Below are 18,749 nucleotides of genomic sequence, written 5' to 3' on the forward strand. Positions count from 1 at the left end.
CTGCTGCGCGCAGGGGACAGCGTCGCGCGCCGCGGGGGCATGCCCCCCACTTGAGGCAGGACACCGCGCAGGCAGGGCCATCGCCGCCCCGCCTGCGCGTTTCTTCATTCGGCCGCGATCGCCCGTGCACCTGCCGCCTGGAGGCGGGTGAAATGGGCCACGGCCGCGTTGAGGCGCCGCGCTTCATCGAAGAGCGACGAGCTGGCCGCCGTGGTCTCCTCGAGGATGGCCACGTTTTCCTGCGTCGTGCGGTCGAGGCTGTGCATGGCCGAGGTCAGCTCGGTGATCGACACCGATTGCTCGGAACTGGTGTCCGCGATTTGCGAGATCCGGCTCACGATGGCACGGATGCCCTCGAGCACCGAGGTCAGCGCTTCGGCATTGGCGTCGACCAGGCCGACGCCCCGCTGCACCTCGTTCACGCTTTCCTCGATCAGGCCGTTGATCTCGCGTGCGGCTTCCGAGGAACGCTGCGCCAGCGCCCGCACCTCGGAGGCCACGACCGAGAAGCCCGCCCCGGCCGGCCCGGCCCGTGCCGCCTCGACCCCGGCGTTGAGCGCCAGGAGGTTGGTCTGGAAGGCGATATCCTCGATGATGGAGGTGGCCTTCGAGATCTTGTCCGAGGAGGCGGCGATCCGCTGGATGGCTTCGGCCGTTCGGGTGCCGATCTCCTGGCTGCTGTTGGCGCGTTCCTGCGCGTCCGACGCCAGGGTGCGGGCCTCGCCTGCGGTGCCGGCCGATGCCTTGACCGAGGCCGAGAGCTCCTCGAGCGCGGCGGCGGTTTCCTCGAGCGTCGCGGCCGAACGTTCCGAGCGCTGCGAGATGTCCGCGGCCGCGCTGGCGACCTCGCTCGAGCTTGAATCGATCGCGGCGGCGCCCTCGAGGATCTCGCCTACGATCCGGTCGAGCGCGCCGACCGTATCGTTCACCGCATCGGCGATCTGGCGGAAGATGCCGGGATGATCGGTGGCCATGCGCTGGGTCAGGTCGCCCCTGGCCAGGGCGCGCATCACCTGCATGGCATCGGTCAGACCGGTCTCGGCCGCATCGCCGATGCAGTTGATCCCCTGGGAGATCTTCACGAAGACGCCGGTCTTGTCCTCGATGCTGAGGCGGTGCGAGAAATCCCCCGCCGCGCAGGCGGCCACGACCTCGGCGATCTCGGCGGCCGCGCGGGCCTCCTGCTCGGCGCGTTCACTCAGCATCTGGCGTTCGCGTTCGGCGGCGGCGCTGCGCTCCTCGGCATGCGCGATCTGGAGCCGCTCCTGTTCGAGACGCTGCGCCTCGCTCTCGGCCTTCAGCCGTTCGCGTTCGGCCAGCCCGTCGCGGAAGGTGCCGATCGCCGCGCAGATCTCGGTGATCTCGCCCAGGTCGCTTTCGGGAACCGTGATGTTTTCTTTGCCGGCAGCCAGATCGGTGAGCGCATGGGTCACGGCTTCCATCGGTGCGCCGATCCGGCGGCAGAGGCGCCGGGCCGATATCACGAAGGCCACGACACTGCACAGCATGGCCACGGCCGAGATCGCCATCAGCAGGCCCTGCACCAGCATGGTGCGGGCCTCGATACGCGCGACATCGGCCTGGACGGCGGCGACGGTCTCGCGCAGCGGGGCTTCGGTCGCGGCGACGGTGGCGTTCATGTCCTCGACCAGAAGGGGCAGGGCCATCCGCTCGCCGACGATGGTGAAGAACGATCCCTGATAGGCCATCAGCGAATCCTCGATGGCGATCATCGTATCTTCGTCGATGCCGAGGCCGGCCAGGATATCGAGGAATTCGCCGGCCTGGGTGTCGATGTCGCCCAGAAGCGAATCATCCCCGCGAACCAGGAAGTCCTTTTCGTAGCGGCGCATCATCAGCACGCGCACCAGCATTTCGGGGTCGTCGATCGCCCGCACGCGCTGCTCGAGATCGCGTGCGGCGACGCGCATCTCGGCCTTCAGCCCGTCATCATCGGTGTGGCCCAGCCGGTTGTGGGTCTCGGCCATTTCCATGAAGGCGGCCTGATAGGTCGTGAGATGTTCGCGCAGATCGGCGATGCGGGCCTGATGTTCGGTCTCGAGCCCCAGCGCGGTCAGCTGTTCCTCGGTCCGGTCCAGCGTCTGCGCCACCTCGGCCACGATGCGGCGATGTTCCTCGATCCGGCTGCCGCGCAGCTCGATCATGAAGCTCTTCTCGGCCTCGCGCGCGGCCACGAAACCGGCCTCCACCTCGTCGATGTCTTCGACAAGGCGGCGCAATTCGGCCTTTTGCTGCTCGGCGTAGACGCCGTAGCCGGCGAATATGCCGAACGTCAGCGCCCCGACGATGATCGCCGCCATGGCGATCCAGACGATGAGGTCCAGTGCGCCGGATATTGTTCTTTGTTTCATCGCGCGTCCCCGAAACTTGTGATTCGTTCGCTTTGGACGATGTTGGCGCGTGAAGGTTTATGCGTGGGTAACCGTCTGACTATTTTCGCATCAGTTTGTCATGAAAACGGCATCTGGAGTGTGCACCGCGATGGGGGCCTGGCGCCGGCACCCCACCGCGGTGCGGGCGCTCAGGACGGCGGAAATCGCATGTGGCTGCGGGCGTCGCGGTTTTCGCGCGCGGCCTTGTCGCGGGCGTCGGGCGGCACGCAGGTGCGGTCGAAAAGCGTGGCCAGGCGGTTCGTAAATCCCTGTTTACACGTTGGGAATTCGCCCGAACGGTCGGTCCGGCTGTCGGCCAGGCGGTTCTCCTCCATCACCGCGCGGCGCCGGTCCCGCGTGACACAGACCCAATCGTTGTCGGTGGCCAGCCGCGCGGTATAGCCGTCCTTGCAGGCGTTGGGGCCGCGCACTTCGGAGGACAGGCGGTGTTCCCAGGAACTCGCATCCTCTCTGCGCGCCTTGGTCGCGGCCGAAGCCGGCACGCAGGTGCGATCATCGGCGCGCGGGTTGCGCGGATAGAAGCCGCCCTTGCAGCTGCCGTCGGCGTTGGTGCGCCCCGCGGCCAGGTCGTCTTCCTCGGCCACTTCGGCGCGCCGGGCCGGGGTGACGCAGATCCGGTCGGTGTCGCGCGCGCGCATCGCGCCACACATATCCGGCCACGCAGCGCTGGGCATAGCTGCTGCGCACGCGGATCACGGCCTGGTCGCCGTCGATCATCACAAGGTCGATCCTGACCCCGTCGTGGTTGTAGGACTGGATCGGAGTGACGAACGACCGCAGCCCGGTCCGGGTCTGGAACAGCAGCATGCTGCGCATGTTGCTGCGCGGGACGGGATCGTTGCTCCAGTCCGAGATCACCTGGTCGGGGTGGCCGATCTCGTAGATGTAGAGCCGCGGCGCCTCGATATCGGTGCGCGCGACATTGCGATATTTCGAGGCATATTCGACCAGCAAATAGCGGCTGGTGTCATGCGGGTCGATGGGAATGCGCAAGGCGTGCAGGCCATTGGCCGCGGTGGTCGGATCGGCCAGCCGGTAGACCATGTTTTCCGAGCCATAAAGCGTGCGCACCCGCTGATAGGGCATCAGCCCCAGCCGGTCCTTGTGATAGGCGCTCAGATCCACCCGGTTGCGGCCCATCACGTCATAGGCGTCGCCGTATTCATAGGGATAGGTATTCGCGGGCGGGTTGGCCATGAAGGCCGAGGAATGGCCCAGAAGCAGCGTATGCCCGATTTCATGCGCCACGGTGCCGGTTTGCAGGTTGATGCCGGCGGCGCCGGGGCCCAGCGTCTCGGCGCCGTTGTTGGTGGTGCCGAAGACCGCGATGCCGTTGCCGGCGCCATAGGTGTCATGCCAGGGGTGAAACAGCAGCAGCTTGATGCCGCCGCGCTTCAGGTCTCCGGCCTCGGTATGGGCTTGCAGGCAGGCATTGGCCTCGATGCTGCGATCGTTGGGAAAGGGGGGATTGGCCGCGGCGTCCCAGGTGATCGGGATCGGCGCCCAGTCGGTCCAGCGCAGATCCATTTCGAAAAGACGCGCATCCGACCGGCCGTTCATGTTCCAGAAGGTGATGGCCCTCTCGATGCGATCCCGATAGACGGCCTCGTCCGCCGGGGGGACATCGGGATAGCTGATGACCCCCGGCGCGGGATCGGCCGCGCTGCCGAAGGGCGGCGGACCCAGCCCCGGCCCGGCGGGTGGATCCCCCAGCCCGATGCCCGGAATGCCCGTGCCGCCCTGGGTGTCGCCCGACGATCCGGGCAGGACGGCCTTGGCGAAAAGGCACGGATAGACCGACACCTCGATGGTCCCGCGCGGCGGGAAATGCGTGTCGGCCGCGGCCGTTCCGGCCAGCGCCCCCATGAAAAGCGCCCCCATGAAAAGCGAAAGGCCCAGGCCTTGCCACCGCATCGCTGCCCCCTCCTGCCAAGCTGTCGGTGGGACGAGTGAACCGCGAAGAAAGAAAGGCGCATATGAGCCATATCATTGAATGACGCGAAAGATCGTGCTTGCGCATTCGTCAGGGTTGCGCGGCGCGAAGGGCGTGCCGGCGAAGCCACGGAAAACAGGCGTAAACCCTGCAATATAGTTGCCAAGCGGGAGAAATGGCTGGGGCGGTAGGATTCGAACCTACGGTGCGCGGTACCAAAAACCGGTGCCTTACCACTTGGCTACGCCCCAACGTGGGGCGCTGTTTAGCCAAGGGGCGGGGGCTCTGCAAGGGGAAATTTCGCCCTTTTTCGGTTTCCTGCGCAAGCGCTTGTCCCGGCGGGGGAGATGGCGCGCGGCAACGCAGGCGGCAACGCATGCGGCAACGAATTGTAAACCCTGTTCTGTCATGCCTTGGGCAGTTGCAGACGAGCAGGAAGCCATCTCCGTCAGGGGGGCGGGCAAGGGAATGACCGAGGAAATCGAGAAGAACATCCTGCGCCGCAAGGTGGGCGCCGTGCGCCCGGTCCGAGAAGGGGCGCCGATCACGCCGATGCGCACATTGGGCCAGGCGTTGGCCCATGCCGGGCAGGAACTCATGGGGTTGCCCATCCGCGCCGCCGAGGCGCGCGAGAAACGCATGAGCCTGGCAGACCTGCCCGAGGCGCTGCCCGAAAAGGCGCTTCTTGCGGTGCTTGAGGGGCCGGGCGAATCGCTGGGGCTGATCGCCTTGTCGCCGACCCTGCTGGCCACGCTGATCGAGATGCAGACCACCGGCCGCATCTCGTCGGGTGAGCCAGCCCCGCGCAAACCCACGCGCACGGATGCCACGATGTCGGCGGATTTCATCGACGAGACGCTGGGCAAGGTCGAGGAAATCATGGCGGCCCATGCCGATATCACCTGGATGGGGGGGTATCGCTACGCCTCGTTCCTGGATGATCCGCGTCCCCTGGGGCTCTTGCTCGAGGATGTGGGCTATCGCGTCTTCGATTGCCGTCTCGAACTGGGGGCGGCGGCCAACCGGCAGGGCAATTTCATCATCGCCTTGCCGGCCATCGGCCGCGGTGCCGGGCCGCGCGTCACCGCCGAGGGCGAGCAGACCACACCGCGCGATGCCGCGCAGATCCAGGCCGAATGGCAAGATCAGATGGAACGCACGCTGCTGACCACGCAGGTCGCGCTGGGGGCCACGCTGCATCGCGTGTCGCTGCCGCTGTCGGCGGTTCTGGGCTTCAAGGCGGGCACGGTGCTGCCCGTGCCGATGGCCGCGCTCGAGAATCTCACGCTCGAAGGGGCGGGCGGGCGCGTCGTGGCGCATGGGCGGCTGGGCCAGCATCGCGGGTTCTGTGCCGTGCGCCTGACGCGTCTGGGCAACGAGGAGGCCGCGCCGGACCTTCAGGCCGACGACAGCGGTGCTGCCGCTGCCATGGGGCTTGGCCCTTCCGGCGCGGCCCCCGCCGACGACATTCCGCTGACTTCGGACGCGATGGGGCTTGTCGGGCTTGGCGACGCGGGTGCGGAGGATGGCGCCCTGCCGATGGCCGATTTCGGGCAACCCATGGACGAGACCGGCGAACTTGGCGGTCTGGGCGAACTGGGGGGCCTTGGCGGTCTGGGCGAGGAAGAGGGCGAGCTGCCGCCGCTCGACATCGGCTCGGTGGCCTGATCGGCGCATGCGGTTCCCGCGCTGCCGCGCGGGGCGCGATTGACCTGTGTCATGGCCGGTTCCGTCCGATGCGCCATCCTCTGGAAAAGGTCCAAGGAGGAGCGGCCATGAAAACGCTGTCCCAGCGCAAGGCGCAGATCGAGGCGCGGCTGAACGACCTCGAATGCCGTCTCGATCATATCGCGGACGAGCTGAACGCGCATGAAACCCACGACTGGGAAGATCGCGCGACCGAGCGCGAGGATGACGAGATGCTCGAGGATCTGGGCCTGTCGGCGCAGGACGAACAGCGCATGCTGGCCGCGGCCCTCGACCGGATTGCCGATGGCAGCTATGGCGATTGTGTCTTCTGCGGCGAGAAGATCTCCGAGGAACGGCTGGATCTTCTGCCCGGAACGCCCTTTTGCCGGGCCCATGCGCGGGCTGCCGACCGGCGGTAGGCGGTGCGCCGGCCTCGCGGAATTCACGTTGCGCCTGTCTGCCCGGCCGGTAGACTCGCCCGCAGGTGGGATGCGGATGAGAAGGGCCGATGACGGCAGCGCAGAGCCTGACCAGGCTGGATCTGCACGAGGGCGTGGGCGTGCTGGATATCGGTGCGGGCCGGCAGACGGCTGCGCCGGTGGTTTCGCAATGGATTGAAGAGCTTGGCGCGGCGCTTGACCGGCTTGAGGCAGCGCCCCCCGGTGCGCTGGTCCTGCGGGCCGGGGCGGGGGGATGGCCTGCGGTGGGCGATCCGCTCGCGCTGGGCGGACCCTTGGCGCCGGGAACGGACGGGGGCGCGCTGGCCGCCCTGGCTGCGCGTCTGGCGGTGGCGCCCTTTCCGGTGGTGGCCGCGCTTTCGGGCGTGGTGACGGGCGCGGCGCTGGCACTGGCGCTGGCGGCGGATCTGCGGCTTGCGGCCTCGGGCACGCGCCTGCACCTGCCCGAATCGCGTCTGGCGGCCTTTCCCGCGGGCGGCGCCTTCGTGCGGCTGATCGGCTATTGCGGCGCGGCGCGGGTGCTGGGGTGGCTTGACGACGGCGGGCAGGTCGAGGCCGCGGCCGCCCGTGACAGCGGTCTGTTCGATGCCGAGATCCCCCCCGGTGCGGTCGACGGGGCTGCGCTGGCCCTGGCGCGGCGGTTGCTGCGGCCGCAGACGCAGACGGGCGGCGACGGGATCGGCCGTGCGATCCGGCCGCGCGACGCGGGGCTGGCCGATCCTGCCCGCGATCTGGCCGCGATCACCGCCTTTGCCGGGCGCGGGCCGGCGGGTCTGCGCCGCGCGCGCGCCCGGATCGCCGAGGTGGCCGAGGCCGCCCATCTTCTGCCCGAGCCCGCCGCGCAGGCCTTTGCCGCGGTGGCGCTGGCCGATCTGCTGGCGGCGCCCGAATGCCGGGCGGCGCGGCACCGGGCGCGGGCTGCGGCACGCATCCGGCTGGCACAGGGCGCGGCAGGGCGTCCGGCGCGTCTGGGCCTGTGGCAGCTTGGGACTGATTCGGTGCCGCTGGCGTTGGCCGCGCTTGATGCCGGGATCGCGGTCGTTCTGGGCGGTGCGGACCCCGGCCCCGTTGCCGAGGCCCTGACCGCCATCGCCCGGCGGCACGAGGCACGGGTCGCCGGCGGGACGCTCAGCCCGCAGACGCGCGAGAGGCTCTGGGCCAATGTGGATGCCGGCGGCACCCCCGAGATCCTGTCGGATTGCGACCTGGTCCTGGCGCGCTGTGCGCTGAGCGGGCCGGCTCCGCAGACCCTCGTGCATGCGCTGGGCTCGCAGACGGTTCTGGCGCTCGAGGCCGGGACCGGCCGCCCCGCCTTTCCGCCGGCCTGCCATGAGAGGCCTGAGCAGGGCTGCGGGGGCTGTGCCGCCTTTGCGCTGTCGGCGCCCGGCCTGGCCGAGGTCATGGCCCTGCCCGAGGACGACCGCCCCGCCGCGCGCATGTGTCAGCGGCTGAGCCGGGGCGCGCAGACCCGCGCGCTGCGGGCCTTTGATGCGCTGGGGCATTGTGCGGTTCCGGTCGGTCTGGCCGAACGCCCGCTGGCCGAAGGCGTGCTCTTTGCCGCCATTGCCGCGGCCGAGCGCTGCGTGATGGCCGGCGCCAGCCCTGCGGCGGTCGATGCCGCAGTTTGTGGCTGGGGCCTGGCCGAGGGCCCCCTGGCCACGGCGGACCGGCTAGGGTTGGCGCCGCTCAGTGCCGGGTTGCGCGCGCATGGTCTGGCGCCGGGGCCGCTTTTGCTGATGCTGGTGGCCGATGGCGCCCTTGGCCGCGACGCCGGGCGCGGGTTTCACGACTGGCGGGACGGGACCGCGCGCCCCTCTGAGGGGACCGCGGATCTGATTGCGGCCCTGCGCGCCGAACTGCCCCCGCGCCGGACGCCCGATGCCGCGGGCATTGTCGCGCGGGTTCTGGCCGAATGCGTGGATCTGGGGATGCGGGCGCTGCAATCGGGGCGGGTGGACCGTCCGGGCGATCTGGATCTGATCTCGGTCGCGGCGCTGGGGTTGGGCCCGGCGCATCCGGGCATCATGCGCGCCGCCGAGACGGCGGGGCTTGCGCATCTGCATGCGCTCCTGGCCGAACTGGCGCAGGAAGGGGCGCGCCCCGCGACCGAACTCTGGTCGGTGCTGCTCCGCAAGGAATTGCAGTTTTCCGACATTGACGCGGCTTCGGCAGACGTCTGACGGGGTTATCCCAGCAGAATTCCGACAACCACGCCCATCAGCCCCAGCACCGAGACGAACATCGCCCCGATGTTCAGCGCCACCAGACGCCCCATCGCGGCGCGCATCTCGGCGTCGGGCAGTGCCTTGCGGCGCAGCCGCAGAACCGCCACCACCGAGATCAGGATCCCCAAAAGCCCCAGCCCCGAGACCGCCGTCCCGACCCAGATCAGCATGTCCATGCCTTGCTCCTTCTTGGTTCGCCCCGCCCTAGCCCGAGAACCGCGCGCTCGCAAGTCCGGCGCTTGAAGCGCGGGCGTCAAGCCGCTAGCTAGGTCCGAACCGTTCCCGACATGCCGAGGAAGACCCATGTCCGACGCCAGCTATGCCATCGCCGCCGACGAACTGCGCCAGTTCATCGAGCAATACGAGCATCTCGAAGCCGAGAAGAAGGACATCACCGAACAGCAGAAGGAGGTCATGTCCGAGGCCAAGGCCCGCGGCTATGACACCAAGGTGATGAAGAAGCTGATCGCCATGCGTAAGCGCGACAAGGATGACATCGCCGAGGAGGAAGCCATCCTCGAGATGTACAAGGCCGCACTGGGCATGGGCTGATGACGGCGCCGGCGCTCTGGTGGCTGCGGCGCGACCTGCGGCTGGCCGAGAACCCGGCCCTGGCCGCGGCGCGGGCCTCGGGGCGGCCGGTGATCGCGGTCTTTGTCCATGACGAAAGCGTCGCGGCGCTGGGCGCGGCGGCGAAATGGCGGCTGGGGCAGGGGCTTGAGGTCCTTGCCCAGGCGCTGGCGGCGCGTGGCGGGCGGCTGATCCTGCGCCGCGGCCCGGCCGGGGCGGCGCTGGCGGCGCTGGCGGCCGAGACCGGCGCTGCGGAACTGCACTGGAACCGGCTCTATGATCGGGCGTCGCGGGCGCGTGACAGCGCCGTCAAGGCCGAGCTGCGCGCCGCCGGGCTGCGGGTCGAGAGCCACGCCGGCCATGTGATCTTCGAGCCGATGTCGGTCGAGACCGGGCAGGGCGGGCCCTACCGGGTCTATTCGCCCTTCTGGCGCGCGGTGAAGGATCGCCCCGTGGCCGCGCCCGAACCCGCGCCCGCCCACTGGCCCGCGCCCGAGGCCTGGCCGGTCTCGGACCGGCTTGCGGATTGGGCGATGGGGGCGGCGATGCGGCGCGGTGCCGAGGTGCTGGCCCGCCATGCCGTGGTGGGCGAAGCAGCCGCCCGAGACCGCCTGGCCGCCTTCATCACGCATCGTATCGACGGCTACCGCGCGCTGCGCGACTTTCCCGCCGAGCCCGCGACCTCGGGTCTGTCCGAGAACCTGGCCTGGGGCGAGATCGGCCCGCGCACGATCTGGCACGCCGGTCAGGCGGCGCTGGCGCAAGGCGCGCGCGGGGCCGAGCATTTCCTGAAGGAGCTGGTCTGGCGCGAATTCGCCTGGCACCTGCTTTATCACTTTCCCGACATGGACCACCAGAATTGGCGGCCGGAATGGGATGAATTCGACTGGAAACCCGATAATGACGCCGCCGAGGCCTGGCGGCGCGGGCTGACCGGCGAGCCCTTTGTCGATGCCGCCATGCGCCAGATGTATGTCACCGGCACGATGCATAATCGCGCGCGGATGATCGCGGCTTCGTATCTGACCAAACATCTGTTGACCGACTGGCGCGTGGGGCTGGCCTGGTTTGCCGATTGCCTGACCGACTGGGACCCGGCCGCGAATGCGATGGGCTGGCAATGGGTGGCCGGCTGCGGCCCCGATGCTGCGCCCTATTTCCGCATCTTCAACCCCGCCACCCAGGCCACGAAATTCGACCCCCACGGCCGCTATCGCCGTGCCTGGATCGCCGAGGGTCAGCCCGCTCCGCCCGACACCGCGCGCGCCTATTTCGACGCCGTGCCGCGGGCCTGGAACCTGTCGCCCGACCGACCCTATCCGCGCCCGCTTGTGGCGCTGGACGAGGGGCGGCGCCGCGCGCTTGCGGCTTATGAGCACTTGCCGCGCAAAAAGTGATCCGACCTCGGCGGGCCCCCGTAACCAAAGAATTAACCCTTCGGAGGCCCGCGATGCTCGACATGGAAACCCGCAAGGCGCTGTCTGACGCCGACACCCTTCCGCGCTATTTTCCCCAGGTGTTCCGGGCGGCGCAGAAGATGTCGCGCGGGCGGCTGACCTTCGTGCTGCCCGACAACGGCCGTTTCGTGGCCGCCGGTGCCGCGCCGGGCCCCGAGGCCGAGCTGATCGTGAACGACCCCGACATTTTCGCCCGTCTGGTGCGCGAGGGCGATCTGGGCTTCTGCGAGGCCTATATGGACGGCGCCTGGGACAGCCCCGACCTGATGGCGTTCATGCTGCTGGTCCATTCCGGCAACGAGGAGCTTTATGACGGCTTTCCGGGGCAAGGCCTGGTGCGCGCCTACGAACGCTTCCGCCACTGGTTGCGCGACAATTCCCGCGCTCAGGCCCGGCGCAACATCGCCCACCATTACGATCTGGGCAACGATTTCTACGCGCTCTGGCTCGACGAGACGATGAGCTATTCCTCGGCGCGTTTCACCGCACCCGATCAGCCGCTGGCCGAGGCGCAGCGCGCCAAATATGCCGCGCTGGTCGACGGGCTGGGGGTGAAGCCGGGCGATCATGTCCTCGAGATCGGCTGCGGCTGGGGCGGTTTTGCCGAATATGCCGCCGCCGAACGGGGCCTGCGCGTGACCGGCATCACCATCAGCCGCGCGCAGCTGGACTATGCCCAGGCGCGCATCCAGGCGGCGGGGCTGGCCGACCGGGTCGATCTGCGTCTTCAGGACTACCGCGACGTGCAGGGCCGCTTTGACGCCATCGCCTCGATCGAGATGTTCGAGGCCGTGGGCGAAGCCTATTGGCCGTCCTATTTCGACACGCTTTCGCGCTGTCTGGCGCCGGGCGCGCGGGCGGGGCTCCAGGTCATCACCGTGGATGATGCGCGCTTTGAAAGCTACCGCAAGAATGTTGATTTCATTCGGAAATACATCTTCCCCGGTGGCATGCTGGCGGCGCCGGGCGTGCTGGCCACGCGGGCAGGCGCGGCCGGTCTGCACACGGTCGAGACGCAGCATTTCGGCCGCGACTACGCCCGCACGCTGGTCCATTGGCACGACAATTTCCGCGCCGCCTGGCCGCAGATCGAGGCGCTGGGCTTCGATGCGCGGTTCCGGCGCATGTGGAATTTGTATCTCGCCTCTTGCTTCGGCGCCTTCGAGAGCGGACATTGTGACGTGATCCAGACCTTCCTCGAGAGACGCTGACCCCATGCCAACGGCCGCCAAACTCGTCGCAGCGCTTCTCATGGCCGCGACGGGGGCGAGCGCGGCCGAGATCGTCGTCCTGGCCATGGCCGAGGTGCGCAATGTCTCCTGGTTGCCGGGCTTCGTGGCGTTGGTCGGCCTGTTCATGGGATGGACGCTGACCGGCGACCGCGTCGGGCGCGGCTATCTGGGGGCGGTGTCGATGGGGCTTCAGGGCATGGTGATGACGGTGCTCGGCGCGCTTCTCGGCGTGTCCTTCGCCGAGATGATCGCGCTGGCGCTGCGGCGCCGCTATGACGCGCCGATGGAGGCGCTCGTGGATGTGGTGGGGCTTGCCTTGCGGTTTTCCGAATATCTGCGCGACCCGCGCGTGCTGGCCATGCTGCTGGCCGGCGGGATCGTGACGGGTGTCGCGGCTGAATGGGCGGCACGGCGGTGGCGCTGATGGGAGGGGCGGTCTTCGTTCATGGCACCTTGCGCCATGCGCCCTTGCGCGCCGCCGTTCTGGGCCATGCGCGCGCCGTGGGTCAGCCGGCGTTCCTGCCGGGGCACAGGCTGGTCGTCGAGATGGTCGATGGCGTCGAAGCCAGCTGGCCGCGCCTTGTCCCCGACCCCACGCCCGGCGCGGGGGTCGAAGGGCTGTTCATTCCCCCCCTGACGGCCGAGGATTTCGAACGGCTGACCTATTACGAGGCCGGGCACCGGGCCGAAACCGTCCGGGTCGACACGCCCGCCGGCCCTCAAGAGGCGCGTCTGTGGCGCGCCGAAGGCCCCCCGCCGCCGGATGTGCGCCCGTGGGATTTCGCGCGCTGGCAGGCCGAATGGGGCGAAACCGTCACCATCGCCGCGGCCGAATTCATGGATGGGTTCGGTCATGTGCCCGCCGCGCGGCGCATGGGGTTCTATGGGGCAATGCTGGGGCGGGCGGCTTCGGAACTGCGCGCGCGGGCGCCGCGTCCGGCCCGCCATGTTCACCGCCCCGCGCCCGATGATGTGCAGATCCGCGCGGTGACCCCCGCCTATGCGCGCTTCTTCCGGCTGGACGAGATCGACCTCTGCCATCGCCGCTTCGATGGCGGCACCGAAGGGCCGCTCGACCGGGCGTGTTTCGTGTCGGGCGACGCGGTGGTGGTGCTGCCCTATGATCCGGTGACTGACCGGGTGCTTGTGGTCGAACAGATCCGTCTGGGGCCGGTGGCGCGGCGCGACCCGGCGCCCTGGCTGCTGGAACCCATCGCCGGGCGGATGGAGGCGCGCGAGAGCCCCGAGACGACCGCGCGGCGCGAGACCGCCGAGGAAGCGGGCCTGCATCTGTCGCGCCTGATCGCGGCGCCGAACTATTACCCGACCCCCGGCGCGATGAGCGAATTCGTCTATTCCTTTGTCGGGATTGCGGATCTGTCGACGCAGGCGCCGGGGCTTGGCGGGCTGGACCACGAGGCCGAGGACATCCGCAGCCATGTGCTGAGCTTCGACGAACTGATGGCCGCCGTTACCTCGGGCGAGGTGGCGACCGGCACGCTGCTGGTGCTGGCGCTCTGGCTTGCGCGCGAACGTGCCGCCTTGCGGGCTGCGGCGGGCGGGGCGGCGGGTTTGGCTTGAGGCTTTGCGGGCATGGCCCTAAGTCTGTGAGGGGCCGAGACGATCGGTCGCGCCCTGCCAGCAATTGAGGAGCCGTCCCATGCCCCACGCCCAAGACCTTGCCGCGCTGATCGGCAACACGCCGCTGATTCGCCTGCGCGGCCCTTCCGAGGCCACGGGCTGCACCATTCTGGGCAAGGCGGAATTCATGAACCCCGGCCAGTCGGTCAAGGACCGCGCCGCGCTCTACATTATCCGCGATGCGGTGGCGCGCGGAGCCCTGCGGCCGGGCGGCACCATCGTCGAGGGCACCGCCGGCAATACCGGGATCGGGCTGGCGCTGGTGGGGGCCTCGATGGGGTTCCGCTCGGTGATCGTGATCCCCGAGACCCAGAGCCAGGAAAAGAAGGACATGCTGCGCCTGGCCGGCGCCGAACTGGTGCAGGTGCCCGCCGCGCCCTATTCGAATCCCAACAATTACGTGCGCTATTCCGGCCGTCTGGCCGAGAAACTTGCACAAACCGAACCAAACGGCGCAATCTGGGCCAATCAGTTCGACAACACCGCCAACCGCCGCGCGCATGCGGAAACGACCGGCCCCGAGATCTGGGACCAGACCGGCGGCAAGGTCGACGGCTTCATCTGCGCGGTGGGCTCGGGGGGCACGCTGGCGGGCGTGGCCGCGGCGCTGGCCCCGCGCGGGGTCAAGATCGGGCTGGCCGATCCCGATGGCGCGGCGCTCCATGCCTTCTACACCGAAGGGGAGCTGCGCTCCGAGGGCAGTTCGGTGACCGAAGGTATCGGGCAGGGGCGCATCACCGCCAATCTGGAAGGCTTCCGCCCCGATTTCTCGTGCCGCATTCCCGATGCCGAGGCGCTGCCGGTCCTGTTCGACCTGCTGGCCCACGAGGGGCTGTGCCTGGGCGGGTCGTCCGGGGTCAATGTCGCCGGGGCCATGCGCATGGCCCGCGAGATGGGTCCGGGCCACACCATTGTCACCGTGCTTTGCGACAGCGGCACGCGGTATCAGTCCAAATTGTTCAATCCGGCGTTCCTGAAGGCCCGCGACCTGCCGGTTCCGGCCTGGATGGACGGGGACGCGTCGCGCCTGCCCGAAGTGTTCCTCTGACGGCAAGAGCGCAGAAAAAGACAAATGCCGGGCGGCGAAGCGGCGTGCGGCGGAGCAGAGGTGTTCGATAGATGCAAATTCTGGCGCGAATCCTGGTTCGTGTTTTCCTGGCCCTGACGCTTGCGGCGGGGCTCTCCGCGCCGATGGCATTGCCGCTTGCGGCCGCCACCGAAAACGCCGGCCCCGACTACAGGGCCTGGGAAACCGTGGCCAAGCGCGCCGAAAGCGCCGTGGCCGATGCCCGCGCCTCGGATGCCGCCTTCAAGGAATTGCGCGACGAGATCGTCAACTGGCGGACCCAGTTCACCGCCGCGCAGGACGCCAACAAGGAGCGGATCCAGACGCTGCGCGGCCAGATCGCGGCGCTGGGCGACCCGCCCGAGGAAGGCCAGACCGAAGCCCGCGAAATCGCCCAGCGCCGCACCGCGCTGACCAAGCAATTGGCCCAGCTCGAGGCGCCGGGCCTGGCCGCGGTCGAGGCGTTCTCGCGCGCTGACGGCATCATCCGCGAGATCGACCGGATCTTGCGCGAACGTCAGGCGGATCAGCTTCTGCGCCTGTCGCCCACGCCGGCCAATCCGGCCAACTGGCCCGGCGCGCTCAAGCGGGTGAACGCGGCCGGCCAGCAGATCATGGACGAGATCCTGCGCAACGCCGCGCGGGACACCGCGCGGTCCGATCTCAAGACCAATGCGCCGGCGATCGTGGGTTTTCTGGCGCTGGCGCTGGTTCTCATGGCGCGCGGGCGGCGCTGGATCGAACGGCTGTCGTCGCGGCTGTCGCGTCTCTTTGCCCTGCGCGGGCAACGGGCGGTGGGCACGCTGGTGTCGCTGGGCCAGATCGCGCTGCCGCTGGCGGGGCTGACGCTGCTGGTGTCGGCGTTGCGCGAGACGGGGCTGTTTGGCACGCAAGGCGAGGCGCTTCTCGGGCATCTGCCGCTGGCGGGGCTGTTCCTCTTTGCCGCGATCTGGCTGGGCGGGCGGGTCTTCCCCCGCGCCGAAATGGACGAACCGCCTCTGGGGCTGTGGCCCGATCGGCGGGCCGAGGGGCGGTTCCTCGTGTCGATGATGGGCCTCGTGCTGGCGCTCCTGACGCTGGTCCAGACGGCAATCGTGCCGCTTCCCGGGGTCAGCCGCGGGGTCGCCAACCTGTGGGGCGAGGCGCGCCAGGTCGTCATGGATCAGGCCACCGAAGCCGCCGCCGCGGTCATCGAGCTGCCGCTGGTGGTGGTCGGCGGGCTGCTCCTGTTCCGCTTCGGTCTGCTGCTGCGCCGCCGCCCGCGCGGCCCCGAGGGCGAGGAACAGCCCTTCCGCGACCGGCTTGCGGGCCTGGTCGGCACCGGCACGCTGATCGTGGCCATCCTGGGCCCGCTGCTGGCCGTGATCGGCTATGTCGCGGCGGCCAATGCGCTGATCTGGCCGACCATGCTGTCGCTGGGGGTGATCGGCCTGGTCTTCGTCGTTCTGAATTTCGTCAACAATCTCTATGCCTTCGTCATGCGCCTTGAGGGCGACGAGGATTCGCTGGCCCCGGTTCTGATCGGCTTTGCGCTGTCGCTGGCCGCGGTGCCGGTGCTGGCGCTGATCTGGGGCGCGCGGCCCGACGATCTGGCCGAGGTCTGGACGCGGTTCCAGAACGGGTTTGACCTGGGTGGGGTGCGGCTGTCGCCGACGGCGCTGCTGACCTTCGGGGTCGTCTTCACGCTGGGCTACGGGCTGACGCGGCTGATGCAGGGGGCGCTGAAATCCTCGGTGCTGCCGCGCACCAAGCTCGACACCGGCGGGCGCAATGCGGTCGTGTCGGGGGTCGGCTATGTGGGGATTTTCGCCGCCGCGCTGTTGGCGATCACCTCCGCGGGGATCGACCTGTCGTCGCTGGCCATCGTCGCCGGGGCGCTGTCGGTCGGCATCGGTTTCGGCCTTCAGAACATCGTGTCGAACTTCGTCTCGGGGATCATCCTGCTGATCGAGCGTCCGATCTCGCAGGGTGACTGGATCGAGGTCGGCGGCCAGATGGGCATCGTCAAGGATATCTCGGTGCGCTCGACCCGGATCGAGACCTTCGACCGCACCGACGTGATCGTGCCCAACGCCGATCTGGTGGCGGGCCAGGTCACCAACTGGACGCGCGGCAATGTCACGGGGCGTCTGATCGTCAAGGTGGGCGTGGCCTATGGCACCGACACCCGCAAGGTCGAACGCATCCTGACCGAGATCGCCGAGGCGCATCCGCTGGTCATGGTCGACCCGCCGCCGCGCGTCTATTTCATGGGCTTCGGGGCCGACAGCCTGGACTTCGAGATCCGCGTCATGCTGTCGGACGTGAACTTCAAGCTGTCGGTCAATTCCGAGATGCACCACCAGATCGCCGAGCGGTTCAAGGCCGAGGGCATCGAGATCCCCTATGCCCAGCGCGATGTCTGGCTGCGCAATCCCGAGGCTTTGGTGTCTGCCCCGCAGGCGGTCGCGCCCGCGTCCCCCGCGCCGTCGGGGAAACCCGCGCTGCCCGACCGCGCCAGCATCGCCTTCAACAACGACCCCGATGCGGACGGCGACGGGGACGGCGACGGGGACGGCGACGGGCGCTAGGCGCGCAGCGGTGCATCAGCGCTGTCTGCTCAGCGCGGCTCGGGGGACGGGGTCTTGGGGGACGGAGCCTCGGGGGACGGAGCCTCGGGGGACGGGGCGTCGATATCGGGCGTCGCCTCGACCAGCCCCTCGCGCGACAGCGCCACGGCCAGCGGATGCAGCGCCGGGCTTTGCGTGGCCACGATCATCAGCGCGACCATGATCGGCACCGCCAGGAACATGCCCGGCAAGCCCCAGATCGCGCCCCAGAAGGCCAGCGAGATGATGATGCCGAAGCTTGAAAGCCGCAGCGCGCGGCCCATCAGCATCGGGTCGATGATGTTGCCGATCACGAATTGCACCAGCCCCAGACCGCCCAGCACCGCGATCGAGGTGCCTGGATCGCCGGTTTGCACCTGCACCACCAGCGCCGCCGCGGCGGTGGCGATGATCGAGCCCAGCGACGGGATGAAGTTCAGCGCGAAGGTCAGCACCGCCACCGGCATGGCCAGGTCGAACCCGGCGGCGCGGAAGACGGCATAGACGATGGCGCCGGTCACCGCGCTGACGCCCGTCTTGACCAGCAGATAGCGGTTGACGCGATGCATGATCGTGGCCACCACCTGCGCGGTGTGGCGCGCCTGACCCTGGTCGCCGGCCAGCCGCAGGAGCTTGGTCTCGAACCACATCCGCTCGGCGAACAGGAAGCCCACGAACAGGATCACCAGCACGCTGGCCGACAGCAGGCTCGAGGCCTGGCCGGCAAGGGTGCGCAGATAGCTGGGCAGGCCGATGGTGCGCATCGTGTCCAGCATGGCGGCTTCGACATCGGCCCCCATCCAGCCGAACATCTCGGCGATGGTCTTCTGCATCGGCTCGGCATAGCTCAGCGCCAGTGTCAGCACTTCGTTGACCTGGGCGACAACGACCGCCGCCGCGGTCAGCAGCGCCGTCGAGATCAGCAGCAGCGCCGCGATCGAGGCCAGCCAGACCGGCACATGCACCGGCCCCAGCCGCAGCCGCGCAATGATGCGGATCGCCTCCGAGGTCAGCGAGAAGATGATGATCGCCACCACCAGCGAGATCAGGATGAATCGCGCCTCGGACAGCAGGAACAGCCCCAGGATGAAGGCGATGATGCCCAGAAACAGCGTTTGCAGTTGTGCCAGCCGCGGCAGCGACGACGACGGGGCAAGAAGCCCGGCCATGCGGCCGCCGACGGGGCCGGCGCCCGTCATGCCGCCCGTGACGCTGCCTGCGCCGGCCGTTGCGTCGGTTTCGGGTGCGGTCGTCGCGGTGTCGGCGGTCCTGCCGCCCCGGTCCTGCCCGTCGCTTTGTTTCTGCCCGTCGCCGCGTGGCGTTTCGGGATGTTCGACCGTCACCTGGATCCTCCCGGATGGTCTTGCGCGCTGCGTGCCGCACGTGCCCCGCGCGGCCTTGCGCCCAAGCTAGTGAGCGCGCCGGGCGCTGACAAGCGCACGGTCTGCCGCGGCGGCGGCAGGGGCGCAGGGTCTG

Annotated in this window: 15 protein-coding genes and 1 tRNA gene; 10 read left to right on the top strand and 6 right to left on the bottom strand. The window is 69.2% G+C overall.

Annotated features, from left to right (window positions below):
• Nucleotides 1-104: 104 nt before the first annotated feature.
• From BW949_RS07535 to BW949_RS07550, 4 genes are all read right to left on the bottom strand, one after another.
• The gene (locus BW949_RS07535; RefSeq protein WP_083947633.1) at nucleotides 105-2,372 is read right to left on the bottom strand and encodes a methyl-accepting chemotaxis protein; all 2,268 of its coding nucleotides are present in this window, start codon (nucleotides 2,370-2,372) and stop codon (nucleotides 105-107) included.
• A 170-nt stretch (nucleotides 2,373-2,542) separates the two neighbouring features.
• Nucleotides 2,543-2,998 (bottom strand): hypothetical protein, encoded by a 456-nt coding sequence (locus tag BW949_RS17025; RefSeq protein ID WP_076364577.1) that lies wholly within the window; start codon nucleotides 2,996-2,998, stop codon nucleotides 2,543-2,545.
• Nucleotides 2,907-4,328, bottom strand: a complete 1,422-nt coding sequence (locus tag BW949_RS07545) for a zinc metalloprotease (protein ID WP_076364579.1) — start codon at nucleotides 4,326-4,328, stop codon at nucleotides 2,907-2,909. The genes BW949_RS17025 and BW949_RS07545 overlap by 92 nt, the downstream gene beginning before the upstream one ends.
• A 195-nt stretch (nucleotides 4,329-4,523) precedes the next feature.
• Nucleotides 4,524-4,598: transfer RNA gene (locus BW949_RS07550), tRNA-Gln, on the bottom strand.
• Between the two features lie 217 nt (nucleotides 4,599-4,815).
• On the opposite strand from BW949_RS07550, the gene BW949_RS07555 reads away from it, so the two are divergent.
• The 3 genes from BW949_RS07555 (at nucleotide 4,816) to BW949_RS07565 (ending at nucleotide 8,674) form a co-directional block, all read left to right on the top strand.
• On the top strand, nucleotides 4,816-6,015 hold the full coding sequence (locus BW949_RS07555) for a FliM/FliN family flagellar motor switch protein (protein WP_076364581.1): 1,200 nt from the start codon (nucleotides 4,816-4,818) through the stop codon (nucleotides 6,013-6,015).
• A gap of 107 nt (nucleotides 6,016-6,122) precedes the next feature.
• A complete protein-coding gene (locus BW949_RS07560) occupies nucleotides 6,123-6,455 on the top strand; it encodes a TraR/DksA family transcriptional regulator (protein WP_076364583.1) in 333 nt (110 codons plus the stop codon).
• Between the two features lie 89 nt (nucleotides 6,456-6,544).
• Nucleotides 6,545-8,674, top strand: a complete 2,130-nt coding sequence (locus BW949_RS07565; RefSeq protein ID WP_076364585.1) for an enoyl-CoA hydratase-related protein — start codon at nucleotides 6,545-6,547, stop codon at nucleotides 8,672-8,674.
• 5 nt (nucleotides 8,675-8,679) lie between these two features.
• Here BW949_RS07565 and BW949_RS07570 read toward each other — a convergent pair whose 3' ends face one another.
• Nucleotides 8,680-8,895 (bottom strand): hypothetical protein, encoded by a 216-nt coding sequence (locus BW949_RS07570; protein ID WP_076364587.1) that lies wholly within the window; start codon nucleotides 8,893-8,895, stop codon nucleotides 8,680-8,682.
• A 127-nt stretch (nucleotides 8,896-9,022) separates the two neighbouring features.
• Here BW949_RS07570 and BW949_RS07575 point away from each other — a divergent pair, with 127 nt between their 5' ends.
• The 7 genes from BW949_RS07575 to BW949_RS07605 all read left to right on the top strand — a co-directional run bounded on the left by BW949_RS07575 (nucleotide 9,023) and on the right by BW949_RS07605 (nucleotide 17,255).
• Nucleotides 9,023-9,271, top strand: a complete 249-nt coding sequence (locus tag BW949_RS07575; RefSeq protein WP_076364589.1) for a DUF2312 domain-containing protein — start codon at nucleotides 9,023-9,025, stop codon at nucleotides 9,269-9,271.
• On the top strand, nucleotides 9,271-10,686 hold the full coding sequence (locus tag BW949_RS07580; RefSeq protein WP_076364591.1) for a cryptochrome/photolyase family protein: 1,416 nt from the start codon (nucleotides 9,271-9,273) through the stop codon (nucleotides 10,684-10,686). Before BW949_RS07575 ends, BW949_RS07580 begins: the two co-directional genes overlap by 1 nt.
• Nucleotides 10,687-10,739: 53 nt before the next feature.
• Nucleotides 10,740-11,957: an SAM-dependent methyltransferase gene (locus BW949_RS07585; protein ID WP_083947635.1), complete on the top strand. Its 1,218-nt coding sequence runs from the start codon at nucleotides 10,740-10,742 to the stop codon at nucleotides 11,955-11,957.
• Between the two features lie 4 nt (nucleotides 11,958-11,961).
• Nucleotides 11,962-12,402: a TrgA family protein gene (locus BW949_RS07590; RefSeq protein WP_076364593.1), complete on the top strand. Its 441-nt coding sequence runs from the start codon at nucleotides 11,962-11,964 to the stop codon at nucleotides 12,400-12,402.
• Nucleotides 12,378-13,559, top strand: a complete 1,182-nt coding sequence (locus BW949_RS07595; protein WP_076364595.1) for an NUDIX domain-containing protein — start codon at nucleotides 12,378-12,380, stop codon at nucleotides 13,557-13,559. Before BW949_RS07590 ends, BW949_RS07595 begins: the two co-directional genes overlap by 25 nt.
• A 79-nt stretch (nucleotides 13,560-13,638) precedes the next feature.
• Entirely contained in the window at nucleotides 13,639-14,667 is a 1,029-nt protein-coding gene (locus BW949_RS07600) for a cysteine synthase A (protein WP_076364597.1), read from the top strand.
• Between the two features lie 143 nt (nucleotides 14,668-14,810).
• A complete protein-coding gene (locus tag BW949_RS07605; protein WP_159440050.1) occupies nucleotides 14,811-17,255 on the top strand; it encodes a DUF3772 domain-containing protein in 2,445 nt (814 codons plus the stop codon).
• A 29-nt stretch (nucleotides 17,256-17,284) separates the two neighbouring features.
• Here the strand turns inward: BW949_RS07605 and BW949_RS07610 are convergent, their stop codons facing one another.
• Nucleotides 17,285-18,616: an AI-2E family transporter gene (locus BW949_RS07610; RefSeq protein WP_328585812.1), complete on the bottom strand. Its 1,332-nt coding sequence runs from the start codon at nucleotides 18,614-18,616 to the stop codon at nucleotides 17,285-17,287.
• Nucleotides 18,617-18,749 lie beyond the last annotated feature (133 nt).

The sequence above is a fragment of the Phaeovulum vinaykumarii genome (genome assembly GCF_900156695.1).
GTDB lineage: Bacteria > Pseudomonadota > Alphaproteobacteria > Rhodobacterales > Rhodobacteraceae > Bieblia_A > Bieblia_A vinaykumarii.